At 67.0% G+C, this 21,709-nt stretch carries 24 protein-coding genes and 1 tRNA gene; 15 read left to right on the plus strand and 10 right to left on the minus strand.

Annotated elements, in window-relative coordinates:
- The 3 genes from FOH10_RS10310 to FOH10_RS10320 form a co-directional block, all read right to left on the minus strand.
- Complete coding sequence (locus FOH10_RS10310; protein WP_143980535.1) at positions 1 to 1,011, minus strand: AurF N-oxygenase family protein; 1,011 nt, start codon at positions 1,009 to 1,011, stop codon at positions 1 to 3.
- 85 nt (positions 1,012 to 1,096) lie between these two features.
- Positions 1,097 to 1,891, minus strand: a complete 795-nt coding sequence (locus tag FOH10_RS10315; RefSeq protein WP_143980536.1) for an ACT domain-containing protein — start codon at positions 1,889 to 1,891, stop codon at positions 1,097 to 1,099.
- A gap of 169 nt (positions 1,892 to 2,060) precedes the next feature.
- On the minus strand, positions 2,061 to 3,320 hold the full coding sequence (locus tag FOH10_RS10320) for a PucR family transcriptional regulator (protein ID WP_143980537.1): 1,260 nt from the start codon (positions 3,318 to 3,320) through the stop codon (positions 2,061 to 2,063).
- A gap of 312 nt (positions 3,321 to 3,632) precedes the next feature.
- Between FOH10_RS10320 and FOH10_RS10325 the strand changes: the two genes are divergently transcribed.
- The 6 genes from FOH10_RS10325 to FOH10_RS10350 all read left to right on the plus strand — a co-directional run bounded on the left by FOH10_RS10325 (position 3,633) and on the right by FOH10_RS10350 (position 9,526).
- Positions 3,633 to 4,862, plus strand: a complete 1,230-nt coding sequence (locus FOH10_RS10325; RefSeq protein WP_143980538.1) for a lipase family protein — start codon at positions 3,633 to 3,635, stop codon at positions 4,860 to 4,862.
- 36 nt (positions 4,863 to 4,898) lie between these two features.
- A complete protein-coding gene (locus tag FOH10_RS10330) occupies positions 4,899 to 5,840 on the plus strand; it encodes an acyl-ACP desaturase (protein ID WP_143983988.1) in 942 nt (313 codons plus the stop codon).
- A gap of 3 nt (positions 5,841 to 5,843) precedes the next feature.
- Positions 5,844 to 6,860: an alpha/beta hydrolase gene (locus FOH10_RS10335; RefSeq protein ID WP_244961852.1), complete on the plus strand. Its 1,017-nt coding sequence runs from the start codon at positions 5,844 to 5,846 to the stop codon at positions 6,858 to 6,860.
- Between the two features lie 145 nt (positions 6,861 to 7,005).
- Complete coding sequence (locus tag FOH10_RS10340; RefSeq protein WP_143980539.1) at positions 7,006 to 7,212, plus strand: hypothetical protein; 207 nt, start codon at positions 7,006 to 7,008, stop codon at positions 7,210 to 7,212.
- A 153-nt stretch (positions 7,213 to 7,365) separates the two neighbouring features.
- Positions 7,366 to 7,442, plus strand: a tRNA-Pro gene (locus tag FOH10_RS10345).
- Between the two features lie 704 nt (positions 7,443 to 8,146).
- Positions 8,147 to 9,526, plus strand: coding sequence for a glycosyltransferase 87 family protein (locus tag FOH10_RS10350; RefSeq protein WP_186000784.1), 1,380 nt, complete (start codon positions 8,147 to 8,149; stop codon positions 9,524 to 9,526).
- On the opposite strand, the gene FOH10_RS10355 is transcribed toward FOH10_RS10350, so the two are convergent.
- The 3 genes from FOH10_RS10355 to FOH10_RS10365 form a co-directional block, all read right to left on the minus strand.
- Complete coding sequence (locus FOH10_RS10355; protein ID WP_143980541.1) at positions 9,518 to 10,126, minus strand: class I SAM-dependent methyltransferase; 609 nt, start codon at positions 10,124 to 10,126, stop codon at positions 9,518 to 9,520. The genes FOH10_RS10350 and FOH10_RS10355 overlap by 9 nt on opposite strands.
- 284 nt (positions 10,127 to 10,410) lie before the next feature.
- Positions 10,411 to 11,049 carry a hypothetical protein gene (locus FOH10_RS10360; protein ID WP_143980542.1) on the minus strand — a complete coding sequence of 213 codons (639 nt, stop codon included), beginning with the start codon at positions 11,047 to 11,049 and terminating at the stop codon, positions 10,411 to 10,413.
- A 70-nt stretch (positions 11,050 to 11,119) separates the two neighbouring features.
- A complete protein-coding gene (locus FOH10_RS10365) occupies positions 11,120 to 12,028 on the minus strand; it encodes an NAD(P)/FAD-dependent oxidoreductase (RefSeq protein ID WP_186000785.1) in 909 nt (302 codons plus the stop codon).
- A 128-nt stretch (positions 12,029 to 12,156) separates the two neighbouring features.
- On the opposite strand from FOH10_RS10365, the gene FOH10_RS10370 reads away from it, so the two are divergent.
- Together FOH10_RS10370 and FOH10_RS10375 are read left to right on the plus strand one after the other, a co-directional pair.
- The gene (locus tag FOH10_RS10370) at positions 12,157 to 12,759 is read left to right on the plus strand and encodes a class I SAM-dependent methyltransferase (protein ID WP_221937951.1); all 603 of its coding nucleotides are present in this window, start codon (positions 12,157 to 12,159) and stop codon (positions 12,757 to 12,759) included.
- 31 nt (positions 12,760 to 12,790) lie between these two features.
- Positions 12,791 to 13,378, plus strand: a complete 588-nt coding sequence (locus FOH10_RS10375; protein ID WP_244961853.1) for a TetR/AcrR family transcriptional regulator — start codon at positions 12,791 to 12,793, stop codon at positions 13,376 to 13,378.
- A gap of 75 nt (positions 13,379 to 13,453) precedes the next feature.
- Here the strand turns inward: FOH10_RS10375 and FOH10_RS10380 are convergent, their stop codons facing one another.
- From FOH10_RS10380 to FOH10_RS10390, 3 genes are all read right to left on the minus strand, one after another.
- Positions 13,454 to 13,756, minus strand: a complete 303-nt coding sequence (locus tag FOH10_RS10380) for a DUF6342 family protein (protein ID WP_143980546.1) — start codon at positions 13,754 to 13,756, stop codon at positions 13,454 to 13,456.
- 322 nt (positions 13,757 to 14,078) lie between these two features.
- Entirely contained in the window at positions 14,079 to 14,285 is a 207-nt protein-coding gene (locus FOH10_RS10385) for a DUF397 domain-containing protein (RefSeq protein ID WP_143983990.1), read from the minus strand.
- Complete coding sequence (locus tag FOH10_RS10390; RefSeq protein WP_244961854.1) at positions 14,275 to 15,183, minus strand: helix-turn-helix domain-containing protein; 909 nt, start codon at positions 15,181 to 15,183, stop codon at positions 14,275 to 14,277. Before FOH10_RS10390 ends, FOH10_RS10385 begins: the two co-directional genes overlap by 11 nt.
- 267 nt (positions 15,184 to 15,450) lie before the next feature.
- On the opposite strand from FOH10_RS10390, the gene FOH10_RS10395 reads away from it, so the two are divergent.
- Together FOH10_RS10395 and FOH10_RS10400 are read left to right on the plus strand one after the other, a co-directional pair.
- Positions 15,451 to 15,690 carry a hypothetical protein gene (locus tag FOH10_RS10395; RefSeq protein WP_143980547.1) on the plus strand — a complete coding sequence of 80 codons (240 nt, stop codon included), beginning with the start codon at positions 15,451 to 15,453 and terminating at the stop codon, positions 15,688 to 15,690.
- Between the two features lie 6 nt (positions 15,691 to 15,696).
- Positions 15,697 to 15,888 (plus strand): hypothetical protein, encoded by a 192-nt coding sequence (locus FOH10_RS10400; protein ID WP_143980548.1) that lies wholly within the window; start codon positions 15,697 to 15,699, stop codon positions 15,886 to 15,888.
- A 19-nt stretch (positions 15,889 to 15,907) separates the two neighbouring features.
- Here the strand turns inward: FOH10_RS10400 and FOH10_RS10405 are convergent, their stop codons facing one another.
- A complete protein-coding gene (locus tag FOH10_RS10405; RefSeq protein WP_244961855.1) occupies positions 15,908 to 16,816 on the minus strand; it encodes a LysR family transcriptional regulator in 909 nt (302 codons plus the stop codon).
- A gap of 135 nt (positions 16,817 to 16,951) precedes the next feature.
- On the opposite strand from FOH10_RS10405, the gene FOH10_RS10410 reads away from it, so the two are divergent.
- From FOH10_RS10410 to FOH10_RS10430, 5 genes are all read left to right on the plus strand, one after another.
- Positions 16,952 to 18,037, plus strand: a complete 1,086-nt coding sequence (locus tag FOH10_RS10410) for a tartrate dehydrogenase (RefSeq protein WP_143980550.1) — start codon at positions 16,952 to 16,954, stop codon at positions 18,035 to 18,037.
- 1 nt (position 18,038) lies between these two features.
- Positions 18,039 to 19,340: a 2-hydroxycarboxylate transporter family protein gene (locus tag FOH10_RS10415; RefSeq protein WP_143980551.1), complete on the plus strand. Its 1,302-nt coding sequence runs from the start codon at positions 18,039 to 18,041 to the stop codon at positions 19,338 to 19,340.
- Between the two features lie 120 nt (positions 19,341 to 19,460).
- Positions 19,461 to 19,796 carry a YciI family protein gene (locus tag FOH10_RS10420; protein WP_143980552.1) on the plus strand — a complete coding sequence of 112 codons (336 nt, stop codon included), beginning with the start codon at positions 19,461 to 19,463 and terminating at the stop codon, positions 19,794 to 19,796.
- Positions 19,793 to 21,010 carry an RNA polymerase sigma factor gene (locus FOH10_RS10425; protein ID WP_143980553.1) on the plus strand — a complete coding sequence of 406 codons (1,218 nt, stop codon included), beginning with the start codon at positions 19,793 to 19,795 and terminating at the stop codon, positions 21,008 to 21,010. Before FOH10_RS10420 ends, FOH10_RS10425 begins: the two co-directional genes overlap by 4 nt.
- Before the next feature lie 112 nt (positions 21,011 to 21,122).
- Complete coding sequence (locus FOH10_RS10430) at positions 21,123 to 21,629, plus strand: SRPBCC family protein (RefSeq protein ID WP_143980554.1); 507 nt, start codon at positions 21,123 to 21,125, stop codon at positions 21,627 to 21,629.
- The last annotated feature ends 80 nt before the right edge of the window (positions 21,630 to 21,709 follow it).

Here is a 21,709-nt window from a genome sequence, read left to right on the forward strand (position 1 = left end):
TCAGGCGACCTTGCTCACGCCCGCGCGCAGCGGTTCGGACCGGTAGCGGCTGGTGGGGCCGTCGATATCGAGGAGTTTCCACACCCGCTTGGCCACCGGGTTCATCAGTCCGATGCGCTTGGCCAGCGCCCGCACGTCCACGAAGTAGTCGGCGAAGGTCTGCTTGGCCTCCGGCGATCCGTAGAACAGCTCCTTGCGCACGCGGTCGGGAATGTCGAACTCGTCGAAGAAGGCGCGCGGCGGTGTGACGATCGCCCGCCCGGCGATCCGCATGACGATCGGCATGGCCAGCGACAAGACGAACTTGTTCACCGGATTGGCTTCCGGCACATGGTGTTCCAGGAACTCGTGGGCGAAGGAGATGTGGCGCGCCTCCTCGGCCACGTGAATGGCCATGACGCCGCGTATGATCGGGTGCACCTCCTGCCCGGACCGCAGCACCTGCTTCTGGATGTGGTCGATCGGTTCCTCACCGGCCAGCACCGCCATGAAGAACAGGTTCGGGAAGAACACCGCCATCGGCACCACGATATGGCGCACCTGCCGCACCAGCGGCCCCATGCCGGGAACGTCGATGCCGATGCGGTTCACCATCTCCTGGAACATGAGGGTGTGATTGTGCTCCTCGATCATCTCGTGGGAGCAGTACCGGAATTCCGGGGAGCCGTTGGGCAGCGAGAAGGTGTGCTGCACCATGCCGCTGATCAGCAGCGATTCGAACTGCAAGCCGACCTTGGCGACATTGGCCTGACGGTATTTGCCGATGGCGATGCGCCGCTCCAGCGGCAGCGCCCGATACCAGGGGTGCGCGCCGAGCAGATCGCCGATCGCGGGCAGCGTCCAGCGTTCGGGACCGGTGTCGGGATCGAAATCGGGGTTGTCCCAATCGATATCGTGGAACGGATCGAAGTGCCGGTCCACCGACCCCTCCGACAGCAGCAAGAGTGTGCGCGCGTATTCGGCGGCCTGATCCGCCACCGGGTCCGACTGCGCATCGGTGATTGTGGACACCGTTGTCCTCCTTTCCGACGGGTGCCTGCGGCACCACACCCCCACGTTAAGTGTTACGCGCAGTATCAGTCAATGGTTGGCGGTATCAGCGCTGGTGGGTGACCAGTAACGCGAGGTCGGTGAGGCGGTGGGCGCGGGCGATCTCCGCCGGGGTGAACGGCTCGCCGGCGCGGACGAAGGTCATGGGCAGCTCCGGGTGGGTGTCGATCTCCAGGGTGACGCCGGGGGTGCGGGATACGGATGTGCTCGTGACGTACTGCGCGCCGAGCAGTTCGGCGATCACCAGCGGGAGTTCGTCGGGATCGGCGGCGAGCCGGGTGGCCAGGGTGAGCGCCTTGGTCTGGCCGTCGACGAGTGCGAGAGCCGGTGCGGGCCAGATGCCGACCACCGTGCCGCCCGCGCGCATCACGGCCGTCTCCAGGGTGTGGGTGGTGACATCGGCGGGAGTGGACACCACCAACTCGTCCAGGACGCCGTTCTCCAGATGGTGCACGTGCACGGTGAGGATGTTGGCGCGGCGGTTGGCCAGATGTTTGGCCAGCGATTCGAGGCGGCCGGGGGAGTCGTCGATGCGGACGCGGATCCGCCACAGATAGTCGGCGCGGCGCACATGGTCGCGGTGCCGCAGCTCCGGGCCGTGCAGCCAGGAGCCGAGCATGCGCATGGCCGAGGGTTCGACCACCCAGATGACCAGGATGGTGGTGGTGACGGTCAGCACCAGAACCGTTGCGAGATACGGCAGATGGTAGTGAACGACGAGGGCGTGCAGCGCCAGCTCCACCGGGAACACCGCCGCCAGCTTGGCCAGCGCCAGGCGGGTGCGGTGCGGATGCGGCAGACGTCCGCATACCTCACAGGCCAGGACATCGGTTCGCTTCATGTTGACCACGGTCGCCGACCGACGTTTCGGCACCGTGCACAGCTGTAACAACACAGTGAAGGTTGGCGGCAAAAGCGCTGTGCCCTAGCGCTTTCTAGTGGCCTGCCGCACAGCGGCGGTTACACAGTGACGGGTAGCACCCGGATTGCCCCGGGAGCTCCCGAGCGAGTCAGGCTGTGGTGCGGTAACTCCGGGCCACCAGGGCCGAACGCAGGTACCACAGGCCCGATGCCTGGGTCGGGTCGAATCCGGTCAGCTGGGCGATGCGCTTGAGCCGGTAGTCCACCGTATTGGTGTGCACATGCAGCACGCGCGCCGTGCGCTGCCGGTTGAGGTTGTTGGCGATATGCCGTTGCAGGGTTTCCAGCAGTTCCGGGTGTTCGTCCAGTCGATCGAGCAGCGAGCCGAGATACTCGCGACCGGGACCCGGCCGGGTGAGCTGGTATTCCAGCGCCAGGTCGTCGAAGCGGTACAGGCCGCGCACGCAGTGCAGGCGGTGCACCATATCGAGCAGGTCGTGCGCCTGTTCGGCGGCGGTGGGAATCTCCGGCGGCGTCGCACTGACCGTGGTGGCCGTGATCGGCACGCGCGCGGCGCGCGAGAGATCGGTGACCAGGTCGTCCAGCTCCTCGGGCCGCTTGGCCGTCACCGGGATGAGGATGGTGCCGCCGTCGACGCTGAGCAGCGACAGTGCGGCATCCGCGCAGCGCGTGGCGAGTTCGGCCTGTACCCGGCGCAGCTTGCGACGCGCCACCACCTTGCCGTCCAGGGTGGGATCGGATTCCTCGGGATGCGGTGGGATCGTCAGCGCCAATACCGAATACGAATCGGCGATCTCGATACCGCACTCGCGCGCCATGGTGGAGGTGGGATGGCCGCCGAGCAGCGCCGAGGTCAGGGTGTGCACGGCGGTGTGGTGTTCGCTGACGACGGAACGCAATTCGCGCACGTACGCCAGCGAGACGGTGGAGGTCATCCGATCCAGCATCTCCACCACCAGCTTGGCCCCGTCGATGAGGTTGTCGTAATCGCCCGGGGACAACCGCAATTCGTCGTCACCGCGATAGCGTGCGGTGGCGGCGGAGACCACCAGATCGAATCCGATCTTGAATCCCTCGTGGATGGCGTGGTGGATGGTGTCGATGGGTACGCCCTCACGCGCCCACTGTGCGGCGGCCTCGTGCAGCCGCTCGGTTTTGGCGGGAATATCGCGACCGTCCAGCATGCTGACGGCGATTTCCAGGCAGGTGCGGGTAATGGTGGTGACATCGCCGTAGATGGCGTCCCCGGGCAGGGTTCCGCAGGGTGCCACGTTCTCGACGAAGTGGCCCACCATCTGCCGGGACAGCGCCCAGACGTCCTTGAGCGGCGAGGACATCGGTCTCCCGGAAAAGGTGAGACCCGGCCTTTCGGTGCTGTCGACGGGCATGGCTGACTCCTTCCGCGCCAAACTACCTGTGCGGCTGGATAACACTAACCATGCCTCCGGTGTCGGCGGTAGGTTTCGGGCTGATCTGTCGGATTGCCGGTGCCCGGCACACCGCCACTGTGACACTTCACAACGGTGTCCGCGCGGATTTCGGCGAGAACGCCCGGGCTGGACACATCACGGCCCGATCACCATCGGTACTGCCCGAAACTTGTGAGATATCAGGAGATTCCGATCGACTGCTGCTTTCGGCCGCTCGACTGAATAGCCTCTCCCGACATGGTTCGCGGGTGGACGAAGGGCAGTCGGGATATGCTTCGGCACGCACGCAAAGGAAGGGTTCGGATCTGGTCTCGCACGGCCGTGGCGCTCGCGGCCGGATTGCTGGTGGCGGTACTCGCACCGGCGGCGCAGGCCCGGCCGATTTACCCCGCCCCCGATCCGGATCCGTTCTACGCACAACCCGCGGATATCGCCGAGTACGCACCCGGCGATGTGCTGGACATACGACCTATGCCGGCGTTGCCGATCTTTCCGGATACCGATATCAACCTGGTGAAGTTCCGTTCCACGAATTCCGCCGGCGATCCCATCGCCGCGGTCACCACGGTGCTGACTCCACACCACCGCGACATCGACGGTCCACTGCTGTCGTATCAGCACATCATCAACGGCCTCGGCGCGCAGTGCTCGGTCTCGCGGGTGCTCTACACCGACGACCCGAATCTCATGGTGCGCGAGGCCCCGGCCTACAACTTCGCGCTGCGCCGGGGGTGGAGTATCGCCATGCCCGACCATCTCGGGCCGAACTTCGCCTACGGCGCGGCGAAACTGGGCGGTTTGATCACGTTGGACGGCATTCGGGCGGTCCAGCGGGTGGAGCAGTTCCGGCTCTCCGGCAGTCCGGTGGTGATGGCGGGCTACTCCGGTGGCGGCATGGCCACGGCCTGGGCGGCGGCACTGGCGAAAACCTATGCGCCCGAATTGCGGATCGACGGCGCCGCCGCGGGCGGGGTGCCCATGAATCTGGTGAAGATGCTGGAAAGCCTCGGTCTCGGCGCGCACCCGGTCTTCGGCCTCGCCTTGGCGGCCGGGCTCGGGCTGGAACGCGAATATCCGCGCCGCTTCCCGATCAGCTCCCAATTCAACGATCGCGGCATGCTGGTACGGCAGCAGATCGCCAATAGTTGCACCAACGACCTGCTCGCAGCAGGCGCTGGGCGCGGTGCACTCGACTTCGCCGCCAGCACCTCCATGATCGACGACCGCGAGGCGCGTGCCGTGGTGGAGGAGAACAGTCTCGAACTCTACGACGGCACACCGAATATGCCGATCTTCGAATGGCATTCGCCCATCGACGGACTGGTGCCGGTGGACGCGATTGACAACACCGTGCGACGGTGGTGTGCGGCGGGCGTGACGGTGCAATCGCTGACCGTGCCGGTCCCCGACCATCTGACCGCCGCCGTGCTCGGGCTGCCGCACGTGCTGACCTGGATCGACGCCCGCTTCCGCGGGGAAACGGCCACCGGAACCTGCTGACGAATCGAAATATCGCCACCGCCTGAGGAGTACGTGTTGTTCACCGCACTGACCGATCGTGAAATCCTGCTGGAATTGGAGCCCGTGGCCGAGCGGCATCTGAACGAACATCTGCGGCATGCCGAGAACTGGAATCCACACGACTACGTACCCTGGGACGAGGGCCGCAATTTCGCGGCCATGGGCGGAATCGACTGGGAGCCGGAACAATCCTCGCTGTCCGAGGTGGCCCGTGCCGCCATGGTGACGAATCTGCTCACCGAGGACAATCTTCCGTCCTATCACCGGGAGATCACGGACACCCTCGGGATGGACGGCGCGTGGGGTACCTGGGTGGGCCGGTGGACCGCCGAGGAGAATCGGCACGCCATCGTCATGCGCGACTATCTGGTGGTCACCCGGGCTGTCGATCCGGTCGCCTTGGAGAGCGCGCGCATGGCGCATATGACCACCGGAATATCCAGTCCCGAACAGATTTCACAGTTCCTCAGCGGTGTCGCATACGTGACATTGCAGGAATTGGCGACCCGTATCAGTCATCGCAATACCGGAATCGCTTGCGCCGAACCGGTCGCCGAGCGCATGCTGTCCCGTATCGCCACCGACGAGAACCTGCACATGATCTTCTACCGCCGCATCGGCTCCGCCGCATTGGATCTCACGCCCGATCAGATGTTGCGCGCCATCACCGACGTGGTGACCCGATTCCAGATGCCCGGCCTGACCCAGCCGGGTTTCCGGCGCAACGCGGTGCTGCTCGCCAAGAACGGCATCTACGATCTGCGCCAGCATCTGGACTCGGTGCTGCGACCGGTGCTGCGCACCTGGCGTGTCTTCGACCGCACCGACCTGTCGGGTGAGGGGGAACGCGCCCGCGAGGAACTGCACGCCTACCTCGAGGATCTCGAGGTGAAGGCCCGCCGCTTCGAGGAACAGCGCGACCGGGCGCTGGCCCGGGCCGCGGCGGCGGTGGGCTGAGCCGTGCGCGCGAGTATCGGCACGGCGATGGTGGCGACGGCCCTGGCGGTCGCCCCGGTGATCGCGGCGCCGATGGTGTGGCCGGACCCGGTGGAGGTCGCCGATCCCACCGTGCTGCGCACCGAGCTGGTGGACACCGAGGTGCGCGGAAACCGTTGGGAGCGACTGCATATCGTCTCCGAATCCATGCGCCGCGTGGTGCCGGTGGATGTGCTGCGCGGTGCGGGGAACGCGCCCCGGCCCACCCTGTACCTGCTCGACGGCGTGGAGGCCGAGGCCACCTCCGACTGGATCACCCAGGGCGGCGCGCGGGAGTTCTTCGCCGACAAGCCGGTCGACGTGGTGCTCACCAGCGGCGGCATGGGCAGCATGTACACCGACTGGCACCACTACGACGCGAAGCTCGGACTCAACCGCTGGGAGACCTTCCTGACCGAGGAGCTGCCGCCCATCGTCGAGGACTATCTCGGCGGCAACGGTCACCGCGCCATCGCGGGCGTCTCCATGGGCGCACAGGGCGCGGTGATGATCGCCCAACGCCACCCCGGCCAGTATCGGGCCGTGGCCGGAATGAGCGGCTGCTACTCCACCGCCGACGAACTCGGCCGCGCCATCACCCGCATCACGGTGGGCTCCCGCGGCGGCAATGTGGACAACCTCTGGGGTCCACCGACCTCACCGGACTGGTTGGCGCACGACAGTCTGCTCGGCGCCGAGCAGTTGCGTGGAACCACCATCCACCTGTCGGTCGCCAGCGGTATGCCCGGCCCCGCGAACCTCATCGCCCTCGCCCAGGCCCCCGATATCGCCGACGCCCTCGGCAAAGCCGGCGGCGGTGTGGCTCTGGAGGCCGGGGCGCGCAGTTGCACCGAACGGTTCGCACAGCGCCTGGCGCAATTGGGGATTCCCGCCACCGTCCACTACGCACCGGCCGGTCTGCACGCCTGGCCGGATTTCGCGGCTCAGCTGGAACCGGCGTGGCGGACCCTCGCGGGCGCGCTGGACGTTGCGGCGGAATGATTTTCGCCCATCGCCGCAGGCCGCTGGCGTGTGCGTCGGAAGTTCGGTACACGGCGGGTTATTCCGGGGCTCGCCGGGTAGTGCGTCGACAGGGTCGCATCGCGGCCCACCTCGAAGTAGAACCGACGCACGGAAAGGTTCCGTCATGGCGAATCCGAAGAATCCCGGCCAGTTCGGGAACCGCTCGGACACCGAGGAGCAGGCCCGCAAGGGTGGCCAGGCCAGCACCGGCAGCTTCGGCAGCGAGAACTCCGCCGATCCGCACGAGGCCGGCCGCAAGGGCGCCCAAGCCCAGCCCACTGAGGCCAAACAGCGCGGCGGCCAGCACAGCCACAGCGGCCCGAGCTCCTGACCCCACAGGCAGCGGTTGTCGGGAAGAAGCCCAGCTTCTTCCCGCCCGCCCGACCCCCGGTCCACCGCCCCCCGCAACCCGGCCTGTTCTCGCGATTTGGTTCCCGAGGGGGGTAGTGAGGTAATCTCGTCGAGCACCCGCAAGCGGGTGCAACGGGCTGTGGCGCAGCTTGGTAGCGCACTTGACTGGGGGTCAAGTGGTCGCAGGTTCAAATCCTGTCAGCCCGACCAGGTCGGAGGCGGTTCCCGCCTCCGACCATTCGCGTTTTACGGCCAGGTTGTCGGCAGCTTCCAACGCCTACGCAGTCGGCGAGTCGGTGTGGGTGGAGCGGAGCAGGATCGGACTGGTCGCGAAGGTGGCGAGCGCTGAGGCGGCACCGTCGTGCCATGACGGCGGGTCCGTCGGCGCGATACCGCGATACGATGTCGGACAACAGGACTTCTACCTGAAAGTCGTTGTCACCGAGACGATTTCGATGCCGCAAGGTAACCCCGATGCGGCTCTCGGTCGAAATCGGTGGTCAGCTGCGCATCCGTGTACGCCCGTCGCAACCACCATGCTCCCGAGCCGATCTGACTCCCGGCCTGGACGGATTCCGGCGTAGCCACCTCGATGCCGTCGCCGCACCATGCATGGTGGCACCTAGGCACTCGGGTTGCAGAACACGCCTGTGACCAGCGCCTCGCGCGAGTACGCCGCAATGTGGAGCCGAGTGGCGGACGTGTACACGCAACATCGGCAACGAATCGGCTATCGTCACGGCGGGATACCGGCGGCCCGGGGTAGGTTCCGGCGCGGACCGACGGCCGTGGCCGGGCGTCAGGGGAGCGGGTGGCAGGCCACACGCGGCGCGACCTGATGGCAGGGATGTCACTCGACGTGAGGGCACAGATCAACGATGGCAACGAGCACGTGCGACAGACGGCGAACCCCGGTGACGACCGATCCCGGGAAGGCATACCACCAGGTCTCGACCGGTGCCGTCGTGGTGGCGGTCGTCGCGGCGCTGGCCACGGTCGCATGGCACCTGTACGCCATTCCGATCGGCGCCCCCTACTACGGGCTGTTCGACAACGACGTCGACCAATACGTCTACACCGCGGGCGGTGCGGCGATCCGATACGGGGCCAGCCTGTACGACGCTCCGGTCTTCTTCGAGATGGAGTTCACCTACACGCCGTTCGCCGCACTGCTGTTCGTGGTGTTCACCCTGACCACACCGGTCGTAGCCAAGACGCTGTGGTGGCTGGCGATCATGGCCGCCCTGATCGCGCTCGTCGTGGTCTGCCTGCGCGCCCTTCGCTACCGCGACACCGCACGCACCTGGGTGTTCGCGACCGCACTGGCGGTGGTGTGCACCGCGTTCGAGCCGGTGCGATCGACGATCTGGCTCGGGCAGATCAATGTGTTCTTGGTGCTGCTGGTGGTGTGGGACCTGACCCGACCCCGCGCCAGCCTGTCACGCGGCGTGGGGGTCGGGATCGCCGCGGGCATCAAACTCACGCCCGCGTTCTTCCTCGTCTATCTTGTCTGGACCCGGCAGTGGCGCGCCTTCTGGACCGCCACGGCCACCTTCGCCGCGACGATCGGTATCGGGTTCCTGATCCGGCCCACCGACTCCACCACCTACTGGACACGGCAGTTCACCGCACCCGCCCGGGTCGGCCCGGTCGACTCACCGGCCAACCAATCGGTTTATGGACTCCTCGCCCAGTTGCTGCGCTTCTTCGACGCCGACCGCTTCGCCGTCCACGGCCCCGCCTCGACGGTGTACGTACCACCCACGTGGATGTGGCTCGCCGTCGCCACACCACTGGTCCTTCTCGGTCTCCACGCCGCGTCGCTGGCCTACCGCCGCGGCCACACGCTGTTGTCGGTCACCATCGCCGGAATGGCCTCGGCCTGCGCCTCCCCGTTCTCCTGGGGCCACCACTGGATCTGGTTCGTCCCCCTGTTCGTCCTCGCCGTCCACCACGCCCGCACCAGCACCGGACGCTACCGCCTGTTCCCGGCGGCGATCGTGTTCCTCGTCAGCTTCTGCTGGTGGTGGAACTACCCCGACCGTCCCCCACTCCAGGACGCACCCCACCCCATCGGCATCGGCCTGTTCATGCTCCCTCGCGACGACATACCGACCTGGTGGGCGGCCATCGCCGTACCCTTCTACTCCAGCTGCTATTCACTGCTGGCCGCGGCGGCGGCCGTATACGTCATCGGACGCGACAGTACCGACCCGCTACGGTCGGCCGCTCGCCCGGCGGTTCGCGCCAGCGACGGACATCGACACCGCGCAACCGGTACCTCGTTATCGTGAGAACACCGCCACCAGAAAATCGGATTCGTCGGTGAACGGTCGCAGATCCCAGGTGGCAAGGCGTAGGTCGCAGCGGAGGCCGGCCTGTGCCGCGTCGGCCAGGAACTGCTCGATCTCGTAACCGCGATTCGCGCCGAACCCTACGACCACGCGGCCGGTGGGTGCGAGGTGGCGTGCGAATCCGGTCAGTACCGCTGTGCGGGTGGATGGCGCCAGGAATGTCATGACGTTGCCCGCGCACACGATGACATCGAACTCCGCGGTGATGCCGCGTGCCGGAAGGTCCAGTTCGGCGAGATCGCCGACCATCCATGTCGGGCCGGGATGGTCCTGTTCGGCCGCGGCGATCAACACCGGATCGATATCGACCCCGACCACCGTGTGACCGGCCCGATGCAGGTAACCGCCCACCCGGCCCGGACCGCAGCCCGCATCCAGGACTCGACTGCCACGCTCGAGCATCGCATCGACCATGCGCGCCTCACCGACGATATCGGTGCCCTTGGCCGCCAGCGCCCGAAAGCGCTCCACGTACCACGTCGAATGCGCCGGGTCTGCCGCGATGAGTTCCTCCCACTGGCTCGGGGTACGACCACTCATGTCTGATCCTCCTCGCTCGGTCCGGACCCGTTCCACTGTGCCACCGCCGTGCCGGCCGTACGCTTCGTGCCCCGGTGACAGATCGCCTGGGGCCTCGGACCGCGTCCAGTCTGATGGCGATGAGCTTCAGCGAGGGTTCGTCCGGCTCAGCGTGGCAGCCAGACGGACGCTGGGCTCACAGCCGAGCAAGCGGAGGCTCGCATCCTGTGGCCGGCAGCGCGCGATGCGTCGTCGGGGCCGATGGTGACGCTGTGGATCGCGGAGCCCGTCGGCGGCGGATCGGGTCAGTCGGACGGCCGCGACATCCTGCGGAACAGGTAGGCGTCGGCCGGGTGGGTGTAGCGGACGCCGCGTCCGTCGGTGCGGAGTTGGGTGCGGGTGGGGTGGGGTGTTCGGGTGGGCTGGAAGTACTGGTCGAGATCGTCGGTGACGAGGCGGTATCGGCTGCCGTTGCGGTGGAGGGCGGCGGTGAGTTCGAAGTTCGGGTTCAGGTGGGCGAGGCCGGCGTCGGCGTGGCTGTTGTTGGCCAGCAGCCAGCCGCCGGGGCGCAGGCAGTGGGCGACGTACTCGGAGATGGGGCCGGCGTAGAGGGACAGGGCTAGATCCCAGTGTGCGCCGGGTAATTCGGCGAGGGTGCGGGTGTAGTCCCCGGGAATGAACTCGATGTCGGGTTCGGCGGGGTAGCGGCGGTGGGCGCGTACCAGCGACCCGGGGCGGTCGGGGTCGGCGAATGCTTTGCGCGCCCGGGCATTCGAGTCCAGATAGGTGACCGAGGGCCACACGTAGGACGGTGCTATGTCGAGGTAGCTGCCGGGGTAGAGGACTCGCCGCGCGCCGGTGTGGTCGGCGACGGCGGTGTAGAGCGGGGTGCGGTCGCCGATGCGCTGGATGTAGTCGGGGAAGGCGGTGGCGAGGCTGGGCACGGGAACCTCCGGGTGCGGGTTCCGGCGGCACTGCGAACGGGTGCGGTGCCGCTCGGGCGCGGATGGGCGATCAGAAGTCGGCGAAGTGGATGGCGTCCGCGGCGGCCGCGCCCGCACCGGCGGAGTTCATCGCTCCCTGGTACAGCGTGGTGAGGTCCCCGGCGGCGTACAGGCCGTCGATCGAGGTGCGCTGGCTGCGGTCGACGGTGACGAGGCCGTCGGAATCCAGTGTCAGACCGAGAGTTTCGCTGAGTCGGGTGATCAATGGCACCTGTCGCTGCGGCAGGTGCCAGAGCAGGGTCTGCCGGGCGAGTGCGCGGCCGTCGGTGAATTCGATCGCCGACAGGTCGCCGTCGCGGTGTGCGAAGCGGGCGATCTCGCCCTGGATCAGGTCGCTGCCCTGCTCGCGCAGGCGCGAGCGGATCTCGTCGGCCCGTTCCAGCTCTGGCGGGGCGATGACCACGACATCGGAGGTCCAGGCGCGGAAGGCGGTCGGGATCATGGCCGCGAAGTCCGGATCGCCGGCCATTACCGCCCAGGTGCGGTCGGCGTTCTCCTCGCCGACGCAGAAGGGGCAGTGGATGACGGTACGGCCCCAGCAGGCGGCGAGCCCGTCGATATCGGGATGGATGTCGACCATGCCGGTCGCCAGCAGTACGGTCGCGGCTCGCGCTCGTCCGCCGTCTCCGAGGGTGACGGTGAAACCGCCCTCGTCGCGGGTGATGTCGTCGGCGGTGGTGTCGGCGCGGGTGGCCAGACCGTAGGCGTCGAGTTCGGCCCAGGTGCGGGCGCGCAGTTGGGCCGGGCTGATGCCGTCGAGTCCGATCAGTCCGTGGATGCCGTGCGAGGCGGCGTTGCGCGGCGGTTCGGGGGATTCGACGACCAGGGTGCGGCGGCGGTAGCGGGTGAGGGCCATGGCCGCGGTGAGTCCGGCGGGGCCGCCGCCGACGATCACGGTGTCGTAGTGGGTGATGTTCACGGGTTGTACCTCCGAATGGCTCGACAATCGACTGACCAACGGTCATACTAATGACTGAAGGTCAGTCATATCAAGCATTGAGGAAAACCCCATGTCAGACGCTCATCACATGGCCGATTTCGATTGGAATGCCGTGTATCGCGGCGACGGCAGCGACACCATGCCCCCCGGACACGCCACTGCTCGCCCATACCGCCACCCTGACTCCCGGCACCGCGCTCGACCTGGGCTGCGGCGCGGGTGGGAATGCCTTGGAACTGGTTCGGCGGGGATGGCGGGTCACCGGCGTTGATATCGCGCCCCGAGCCTTGGCGAGCGCCCGCGCGAGCGCGTGTGCGCGCGGGCTGGAACTGGAACTCGTCCTGGGCGACAGTGTCACCTGGCGTCCCGAGATTCGCTACGACCTGGTGCTCAGCTCGTACGCGCTACCGGTCGGTGCGGCCGCGCAGGCCGCCACCTATGCGACCATCGCCGCGGCACTCGCGCCGGGCGGCACGCTCGTCCTCGCCGAATGGGATGGGGAGCGCACCACCTGGGCGGGCCCGGGCGAGTTGGTCACCGCTGCCGCGCTGGACGAGGGGATCGTGGCGGCAGGGCTGCGTGTCGAGCGGCTCGAGCGGGTGCTCGTTCCCGCGCACCGGCATCGCGGCGACGAATCGCCGGTCCCTCGGGAAGCGGCGCTGGTGCTCGTCGCCCGCGCCGCGCATGACATTCTGGGGAGCGGCCACTGACCGAACGCCAGTCGATCCGAGGAGAGAGTTCGTGCCCACCGAGAGGTCCACGCCTACCGGCCGCTTTCAGCCGCCGGATGTGCGTCGCCGTCAGATCCTCGATGCGACCGCCGAACTGCTGCTCGCGGATGGGTACGACGCGCTGACGATGAGCAAGGCCGCCGCCCGCGCCGGGGTCGCCAAGGGGACCATCTATCTGTACTTCGCGTCCAAGCAGGAACTGCTCGCCGCTTTGCAGTCACGCATGTGGGAGCGCATGCTCGCCGAACCGGCGGCGCGCCTGGAGCAATCCGGGCTGAGCTGGACCGCGCGACTGGACGGGTTGGTGGCCGACTGGTTGGCCGTCGAACGCGACGACCACGAGCTCTATCATCTGCTGTTCCACGAACTGGGCGCGGCGGGTGGGGAGGAGCCGATGTATGCCGCCCGTGAGCTGCTGGTGACGCTGCTGCGCGACGGCACCGCCGCCGGTGAGTTCGATGTCGCCGACCCCGAACTCACCGCCGACTTCCTGACCCATGCGTATGTCGGTCCGTGCCACCATCATCCGGATGTCGACGTCACCGCCGCGGTGCAGACGCTGTTCCGGCGCGTGGTCGGAGCCGTGGACCGGCACTGAGCGCGGCTCCGACCGATGAGTTCCCCGATCGGGCCGGAGAGCTCATCGCAACGCCGGTGTGTGGCACCGTCGACGTCAGGTGTACTTCAGATCCTGGATGCCTTCTCGGATGTGACCGGCGATGGAGAGATTGCCGTCTGAATCCAGGATCGCGATGATGCGCTTCTGGTGGCCGTGGTGGGTGGTGAAGAAGATCTTGTCCGCCTCCTGCGAAGTGCTGTAATTGGTGTTCACCGAGAGTTCGATGCTCACCGGGGAGCTGATGAGTACGTCCTTCTTCGGTGAGCTCGGGTACTGCTGGTTCTGCCGCAACCGAATTCGGCCGTGCGTGTCACCTTCGTCCCAGTCGGTCGCCAGGCCCAGGTCGATGTCGGGCATGATGATCTCCTATCTGTGTTTCCCGGGAGGTGTCCCCGAGTTCTGGTGCGCCGATACGGCGGCGGAGGGTGGCCCGGGAATGGTGGGGGAGTGGGCCGAAAGTTGCTCTCCGACAAGATGAATCATCGATGTTCCACGGATGAGTATAGGCCGCCGGAACGGTCGGCATCTGTCGATTCGCGCGAACATGGACTACGTATTATGTTGTGCCACAGCATAATTCGAGCGACATACGGACCGGTCGATACGGGATGGTCGATGAGTTGTGGTCGCAAACAAAGGCCCCCGGACTCTCGCGGGTCCGGGGGCTGGAGTCGTCCGGTCAGGGGCGGTCGAATTCGCCATTCTTGACGCGGGATACGAAGGCGTCCCATGCGCCGGGGGTGAAGATCAGCGCGGGTCCGGCGGGGTTCTTGCTGTCGCGGACCCCGACGTGCCCCGCGCTCAGGTGCGCAGCCTCGACGCAGGTGTCCTGGGTCGCGGATCGTGTGCTCTTGAACCACGCTGCGCCGGACAGGTCAACGTTCACGCTGCTCATATTCCCTTACCATCTCCAGTAACAGGCTCCTGGACCTTTCTCGATCCAACGCTACATGTCCCAGCCGCACGAGGGCGTCGCGATACTTTCCGATCTCGGTGTGCTGGTCCAGGTACAGCGCCCCGGTGTAACCCTGAACGTACGCGACCGGCGGCTCGGTCAGGCGGGATGTCGGATGCGGCGGAAACTCCAGCATCACAAACGATCCGGTGATCAGCCCGATGTGGCTTCCGACGGATTGGGGGATCACGCGCACCGAAACGTTGGTCAACGTGCCGATCTCCGCGAGATGCCGAAGCTGCCCCGCCATTACCGCCGCACCGCCTACCTCGTGATGCAAGGCCGATTCGGCGAGCAGGACGTCCAGGCTCAACCGGTCGCCGTTGTCTCGAAGCCTCGCTCGGCGCCGCTCGTGAACCTCTACGAGTCGATCGACCTCGGGCGTCGGATGATTCGGGAGTTCGACCCAGGCCACGGCGCGCCGGTACTCGGGAGTCTGAAGCAGCCCGGGTACGAGCGTGAGCTGAAAGGTGGTCAAGCGCTTGGCTGCTTCCTCCAAGCCGATGAACAGGTCGAAGTGCGCCGGAATGGCATCGCTGTACGAGTGCCACCAACCCGGCTTCTTCGCCTCCGCCACCAACCCGGTCAGGGCTTGCGTCTCTTCGCTGTTCGCTCCGTACATCCGGCAGAGGACGCCGACGTACAACTCCTTGAGCTTCGGGCCCGGCTGACCGGATTCCATGCGCCATAGGGTCTGCGTGGATACCTCGATCGCCTTGGCTGCTGCTGAAGGTGATACGCCGGACTGCTCCCGCAGCCTTTTCAATTGGCGGCCGAGCATCCTGCGCGGGACCGTGGATCCAGTCATTTTCTGAGCCTCACTATTCATGTGGTCACAGTTTGGAACAAGTCTGCGCGTTGGTTTGGAATCGCGTCAGGAATTTCTGCAACTGGCAAGATGAAATCTTTCAAACTGCGTTCGGGGAGCGTACGAATGGATTCACCCCAGGTGGCCGGGAACTCCGCAGACCGGCTTCGGAACCTCGTCCACGGCTCGGATCGCGCTGAGTGTGCCCCTCTCGGTGGAGGATTCGATTCCGGTTCGGGCAGTACCGGTCATCGGGGGCTCCACATTCCCTCGACCAGAAGGCCGATCATGTTGGTAGCCAAGGGCGCATCGTTCGAGGACTGCGCCGCACCAGGTAAGGACCGTTGGACCGAGCGGGAGGCCGTGGTGGTGTGGGCGCTACATCGGGAGCACCCGGTCACCGTGTGCGCCGCGAAGGCGGCGGCGCGGGCGATTCTGGTCCGGTGTGGGCGATTGCGCCGTAATCGGGTGCTGATGCCGGTCGAGCACGGCAGGCATCGTGTCGCCGGTAAGCACGGGCGTAGGTGAGCGGCAGTGGGTTTCACGTATGAGGCACCGCGCAATCTCGAACTGGCGGACTGCGCGCTGGATCCGTCGACCGTCCGGCCCTATGGGGAGCAGGCGGTGGTTGCGCTGCACAGTGACTGCGACCCGTCCACGTGCCGTTTCGCGCGGCCCGGCACTGAGGGGCTCGGGTGGACCGGCAACGAGAACGTCCGGCCCTGACGGGAATCGGCGCGACAGGCTACGGGAACGTGATGCGTTCCTTCAGACCGTGCTTCAGATGGTCGATCACGGCTCGGGTGCGGCGGGGGAGGGCGGGTGGTGCGGCGAAGACGGCGTAGATATCGGCACTGGGGGTCGGGATATCGGCCAGCACCTGGATCAGCGTGCCCTCGCGCAGTAGCAGGGCCACGTGCCAGAGTGAGCGCATGATCAGGCCGTGACCCTCGAGGCACCAGCGGGTGATGACATCGCCGTCATTGCTGACGAGATTGCCCGCGACGCGGATCGCGGCTTCTTTCCCCTCCGGCTCGAATCGCCAGAGCGCATAGTCGCTGTCGTTCTCCTTCAGGACCATGCAATTGTGGCGCTCGAGTTCGGGCAGGTCGGCAGGCGCGCCGTGTCGGCGCAGGTACTCCGGCGCGGCGCACACGATGCGGCGATTGCGGCACAGGCGGGTCGCGGTGAGCCGGGAATCATGTAGGGCGCCTACGTGAATGTCGATATCGAACCCGGTGCCGGCGATATTGAGTGGCACCGAGGAAAGCTCCAGATCGACCTGTATTCCGGGATGGATGGCGACGAATTCCGCGACCAGCGCGGCGATGTGCGCCCGGCCGAGCCCGATGGTCGAGCGAATGTGCACACGTCCGTGCAATTCGTCGTGCTGTGCGGTGAGTGAATCCTCGAGTTCCTCCAACTGCGCCGCGATCGCCGCGGCACCGGCGGCGTAGCGGCGGCCCTCGGGGGTGAGCGTCAGTCGGCGGGTGGTCCGCTGGATGAGTGCGACGCCGAGCCGAGCCTCGATCTGGGCCAGGCGTTTGCTCACCGCGGACACCGAGACACCGAACTCGCGCGCGGCCTCGGTGAGGCTGCGGCAGCGGGCGAGGATGTCGAAGAACAGGATGTCGTCACTGAGTCCGCCGCGCACCGGGCCTCCCTTGTTTCCGTTTCGGAAAGAGTCTTTTGCGCGGTCAGCGCTTTCTTTGCCGAGCGACCGAAGCCTACCGTTGTGACCCATCCCACAGATAGTCGAAAGTGGGCGGTATCAAGGAGATTCACCACGATGGGTGAGACGTATCGTGTCGCTGCGATTCCCGGGGACGGCATCGGCAAGGAAGTCGTTCCGGAGGGAATTCGAGTACTGCACGCCGCGGCCGGTGAGTTCGATTTCAGGATCGAGTTCGAGCACTTCGACTACGCGAATGCGGACTATTACACGGCAACCGGGAAAATGCTGCCCGACGGCTGGTTCGACGAACTCCGGCGATTCGACGCCATCTTCTTCGGCGCGGTCGGATGGCCGGAGGTGGTGCCCGACCATATTTCGCTGTGGGGCAGTCTGCTGCAATTCCGTCGGCACTTCGACCAATACGTGAGCCTGCGTCCGGTGCGCCTGCTGCCGGGCGTCACCAGCCCGCTGGCCGGGCGCGCGCCGGGAGAGATCGACTTCTACGTGGTGCGCGAGAACACCGAGGGCGAGTACTCCAGCATCGGCGGCCGCATCTTCGAGGGCACCGACCGCGAAACCGTCGTCCAGGAGACGGTGATGACCCGCACCGGTGTCGACCGCATCCTGCGCTATGCCTTCGAACTCGCCCAGCGCAGACCGGGAAGGCATCTGACCTCGGCGACCAAGAGCAACGGCATCTCCATCTCCATGCCCTACTGGGACGAACGCGTCACGGCCGTCGCCGCCGAATTCCCGGACGTCACGGTCGACAAGTTCCACATCGACATCCTCACCGCGAATTTCGTACTGCATCCGGACTGGTTCGACGTCGTGGTGGCGAGCAACCTGTTCGGCGACATCCTCTCCGATCTGGGCCCGGCCTGTACGGGCACCATCGGTATCGCTCCGAGCGGAAACATCAACCCGGAGAACCGTTTTCCCAGCCTATTCGAACCGGTGCACGGTTCCGCGCCCGATATCGCCGGGCAGGGCATCGCCAACCCGATCGGCCAGATCTGGAGCGGCGCGATGATGCTCGACCACTTCGGCGAACACGCCGCCGCGGCCGCGGTACTGGCCGCGGTGGAATCCGTGCTGGCGCAGGGCCGTAACGCCCTGACACCGGATCTGGGTGGCACCGGCACCACCGAATCGCTGGGCAAGGCGATCTGCGCGCAACTGGAACGTACGGCGGGTTGACATGAGTCTGACGGACAGGACCGGCCGGACATTGCGGCGCGGTCTGCCGCGCCTGGACGGGGTGCCGCTGCTCGTTCCGGTGGCGTTGACCACCGTCGTAGTCGTCGCGGGCGCCTTCGACGCGGTGCCGGAGAACATGATCGGCGGACTGGCGGTGATCGTCGGCCTCGGCACGCTGCTCGGACCGCTCGGCAATCGTCTGCCGGTCATTTCGAGAATCGGTGGGGGAGCGCTGGTCTGCCTGATGGGACCGTCGATTCTGGTCTACCTGGGCGCTTTCGAACAGAACACCCTCGACGCGGTGACGGTGCTGATGAAGCACGCCAACTGGCTGTACTTCGTGATCAGCACCCTGGTGGTCGGCAGCATCCTGGGAATGAGCCGACAGTTGATGGTCGGTGGACTGGTGCGGATCTTCCCGCCGCTGATCGCCGGTACCGCGGTCGCGGTCGCCGCCGGACTCGGGACGGCGATGGCCTTCGGCTACGACTTCCACCGTGCGCTGTTCTACATCGTGGTGCCGATCATCGGCGGCGGGATCGGTGAAGGCGTCATCCCACTGTCGTCGGCGTACGCGTCCGCGCTCGGTGGCGAGCCGGGAAGCTATGTGGCCGAACTGATTCCGGCCGCGATCATCGGGAATATCATCGCCATCATCACCGCGGGCGCGCTGCGCCGGCTCGGTGATCGCCGACCAGCCCTGGACGGCGGTGGGCAGCTGGTGAAGTCTCCGGACGCGGCATTGGTGACCCGGCCACCGGAAGTGAGCGACCGCGAACCGAACTACGCGTTCGGCGTACTCACCATTACGGGCCTGTTCGTATTCGCCACACTGCTCGAGCACGTGGTGCACCTGCCCGCGCCGGTACTGGTGATCGTTCTGTCGGTGCTGTGCAAGCTGTTCGGCGTGTTCCCCGCGGTGGCGGAGACCGACGCGCGCGCCGTCTACAGCATCATCTCGCGCCACTTCATCTACCCGACCATGGTCGGTCTCGGCATGCTGTACCTGCCGTTGGCCAGCGTCATGGGTGTGCTGTCACCGGGCTATGTGCTCGCCTGCGCGGCCGTCGTGCTGACCATGGCGGCGACGGGATTCGTGGTCGGGCGCGTCATCGCGATGTACCCGATCGACGCGGCGCTGGTCACCGTGTGCCACAGCGGGCTCGGCGGCACCGGCGACGTGGCGATCCTGTCCGCGTCGCAGCGTATGAACCTGATGCCGTTCGCGCAGATCTCCACGCGCATCGGCGGGGTGTCGACAGTCATCTCGGCGGCCTGGTTGATCCGAGTCATCCCGCACTGACCCCGCCGTACAGACCGGATGGCTACCGGTCGGGCGGGATCGGTGATCCGGTCCGGGGAACGCGACGGGTCGGATGGCGGGGCGGTGGATCGCCATGGGTCCATCCGGCATATTGGGGGCATGAAGTACGTGTTGCTGATCTGCGACGACGAGACGATCGTGCCGAGTATGGCGGAGATCGCGGCGAATCCGGCGTTCGCGGAGTATTCGGCGGAGGTGGAGCGGCGCGGCGGTACGTTGGGCGGGGCGCGGTTGCGGCCGGTGGCCGATGCGACGACGGTGCGCGTGCGGGACGGGGAGACGCTGGTGTCCGATGGGCCGTTCGCGGAGACCAAGGACTTCATCGGCGGTATCGACATCATCGAGTGCGCGGACCTGGACGAGGCGATCGAGATCGCGGCGCGGCACCCGTATGCGAGCCGGGGGTGCGTCGAAGTCCGGCCAGTGTGGGAATGACCGCGCCGCAGGAGATTCGGGACGCCGTGTCGGCGGCGTATCGGGACGAGTGGGGGCAGGTGGTCGCGACCCTGATCGGGGCGACGGGAGATTGGGAGCTGGCCGAGGACTGCGCGCAGGACGCTTTCGCGGCGGCGCTGGTGACGTGGGAGCGGGACGGCGTTCCGCAGCGCCCGGGTGCCTGGCTCACCACGACGGCGCGCAACCGTGCGACCGACCGGCTGCGCCGCGATACGGCCGCGAACAGGAAGCTGCGCCAGCTCGCCGTGCTGATCCGGGACCCGGTCGAGCCGTCCACGGCGGCCATTCCGGACGAACGGCTGCGGCTGATCTTCACGTGTTGTCATCCGGCGCTGCCGTTTCCGGCCCGGGTCGCGCTCACCCTGCGGACGCTGGCGGGTCTGAGCACGGCCGAGATCGCGCGCGCGTTCCTGACCGCCGAATCCACCATGGCGCAGCGCCTGGTGCGCGCCAAACGCAAGATCGTCGAGGCCGGGATCCCGTATCGGGTGCCACCCGCGGAACTGCTGCCGCACCGACTGCCCGCGGTGCTGGCGGTGCTCTACCTGATCTTCAACCAGGGCTACGGCGACGCCGACGGACGGCGCGGGCTGACGGCCGAGGGGATCCATCTCGCCCGGATGCTGGCTCGCCTGCTGCCCGCCGAACCCGAGGCGCGCGGTCTGCTGGCGCTGATGCTGCTGCACGAGGCGCGCCGGGAACAACGCACCGCCGACGGCATGCTCGTCACGCTGGAGGATCAGGACCGGTCGCGGTGGGATCGTGCGCTGATCGCGGAGGGTGTGGCCATCCTGGACGAGGCGCTGGCCCGGCGGCGACCCGGGCCGTATCAGGTGCAGGCCGCGATCGCCGCCTGCCATGCCACCGCGCCCGATGCCGCGGCCACGGACTGGGCGCAGATCGCGCTGCTCTACGGCGAGCTGGCACGACTGGCTCCCTCACCCGTTGTCGATCTCAACCGCGCGGTGGCGGTGGCCATGTCCGATAGCATCCCGGCCGGTCTCGCGCTGGTCGATGAACTCGCCGCATCCGGACGCCTGGACGGCTACTACCTGCTGCCCGCGACCCGGGCCGATCTGCTGCGCCGCGACGGCCGGGCCGATGCGGCGGCCGCTGCCTACGAGGAAGCCCTGCGGCTGGCCCCGACCGATGCCGAGCGTCGCTACCTCACCGACCGATTGCGCGGGCTCTGACCAGCGTCGCGGCCATCGGGGAAGATTCTCGAGAAAAAAGTTCGCGGCAATGTCGATCCCGCGCATCGGCCTTCGTCGGTGGGGCGAAACCACCCGATGGAGAGGAACGACAATGTCGAACACCCAGCAAACGTCGAACACCCAGCACCTGACCGCCACCATGACCGTCGACCGGACCCCCGCCGAGGTCTACGCGGCCGTCACCGACGTGCGCGGCTGGTGGAACGAGAACATTATCGGCGACACCGTCGCGCGGCACGACGAATTCATCTTCACCGACGACAGCGCGTACGCGGGCGAGACCGTTCGGGACAAGACCGGCATCCGCTACTGCCGATTCCGCATCACCGAGGCCGTGCCCGGCGAACGCGTGGTCTGGCACGTCGTGGACTCGGTGCTCACCTTCATCGACGACCAGGACGAATGGACCGGCACCGACGTCGTCTTCGACCTCACCGCCACCCCGGAGGGCACCACCCTCCACTTCACCCATGTGGGCCTCAGCGCCGGGGAATCGGAGTGCTTCGAGGCGTGCTACGGCGGCTGGAATTTCTACATCACCGAGAGCCTGCCCCAGTTGATCACCACCGGGACCGGCGATCCCATCACGAAGTACTGAATCCGACCGACATCACGGAACACCGCGCCCGCCTCGCGCCCGTCGGGGTATCGGAGGGGGCGCGGTGCGACGGCCGGGCG

The organism is Nocardia otitidiscaviarum (assembly GCF_007362295.1).
In the GTDB taxonomy this organism is placed as follows: domain Bacteria; phylum Actinomycetota; class Actinomycetes; order Mycobacteriales; family Mycobacteriaceae; genus Nocardia; species Nocardia otitidiscaviarum.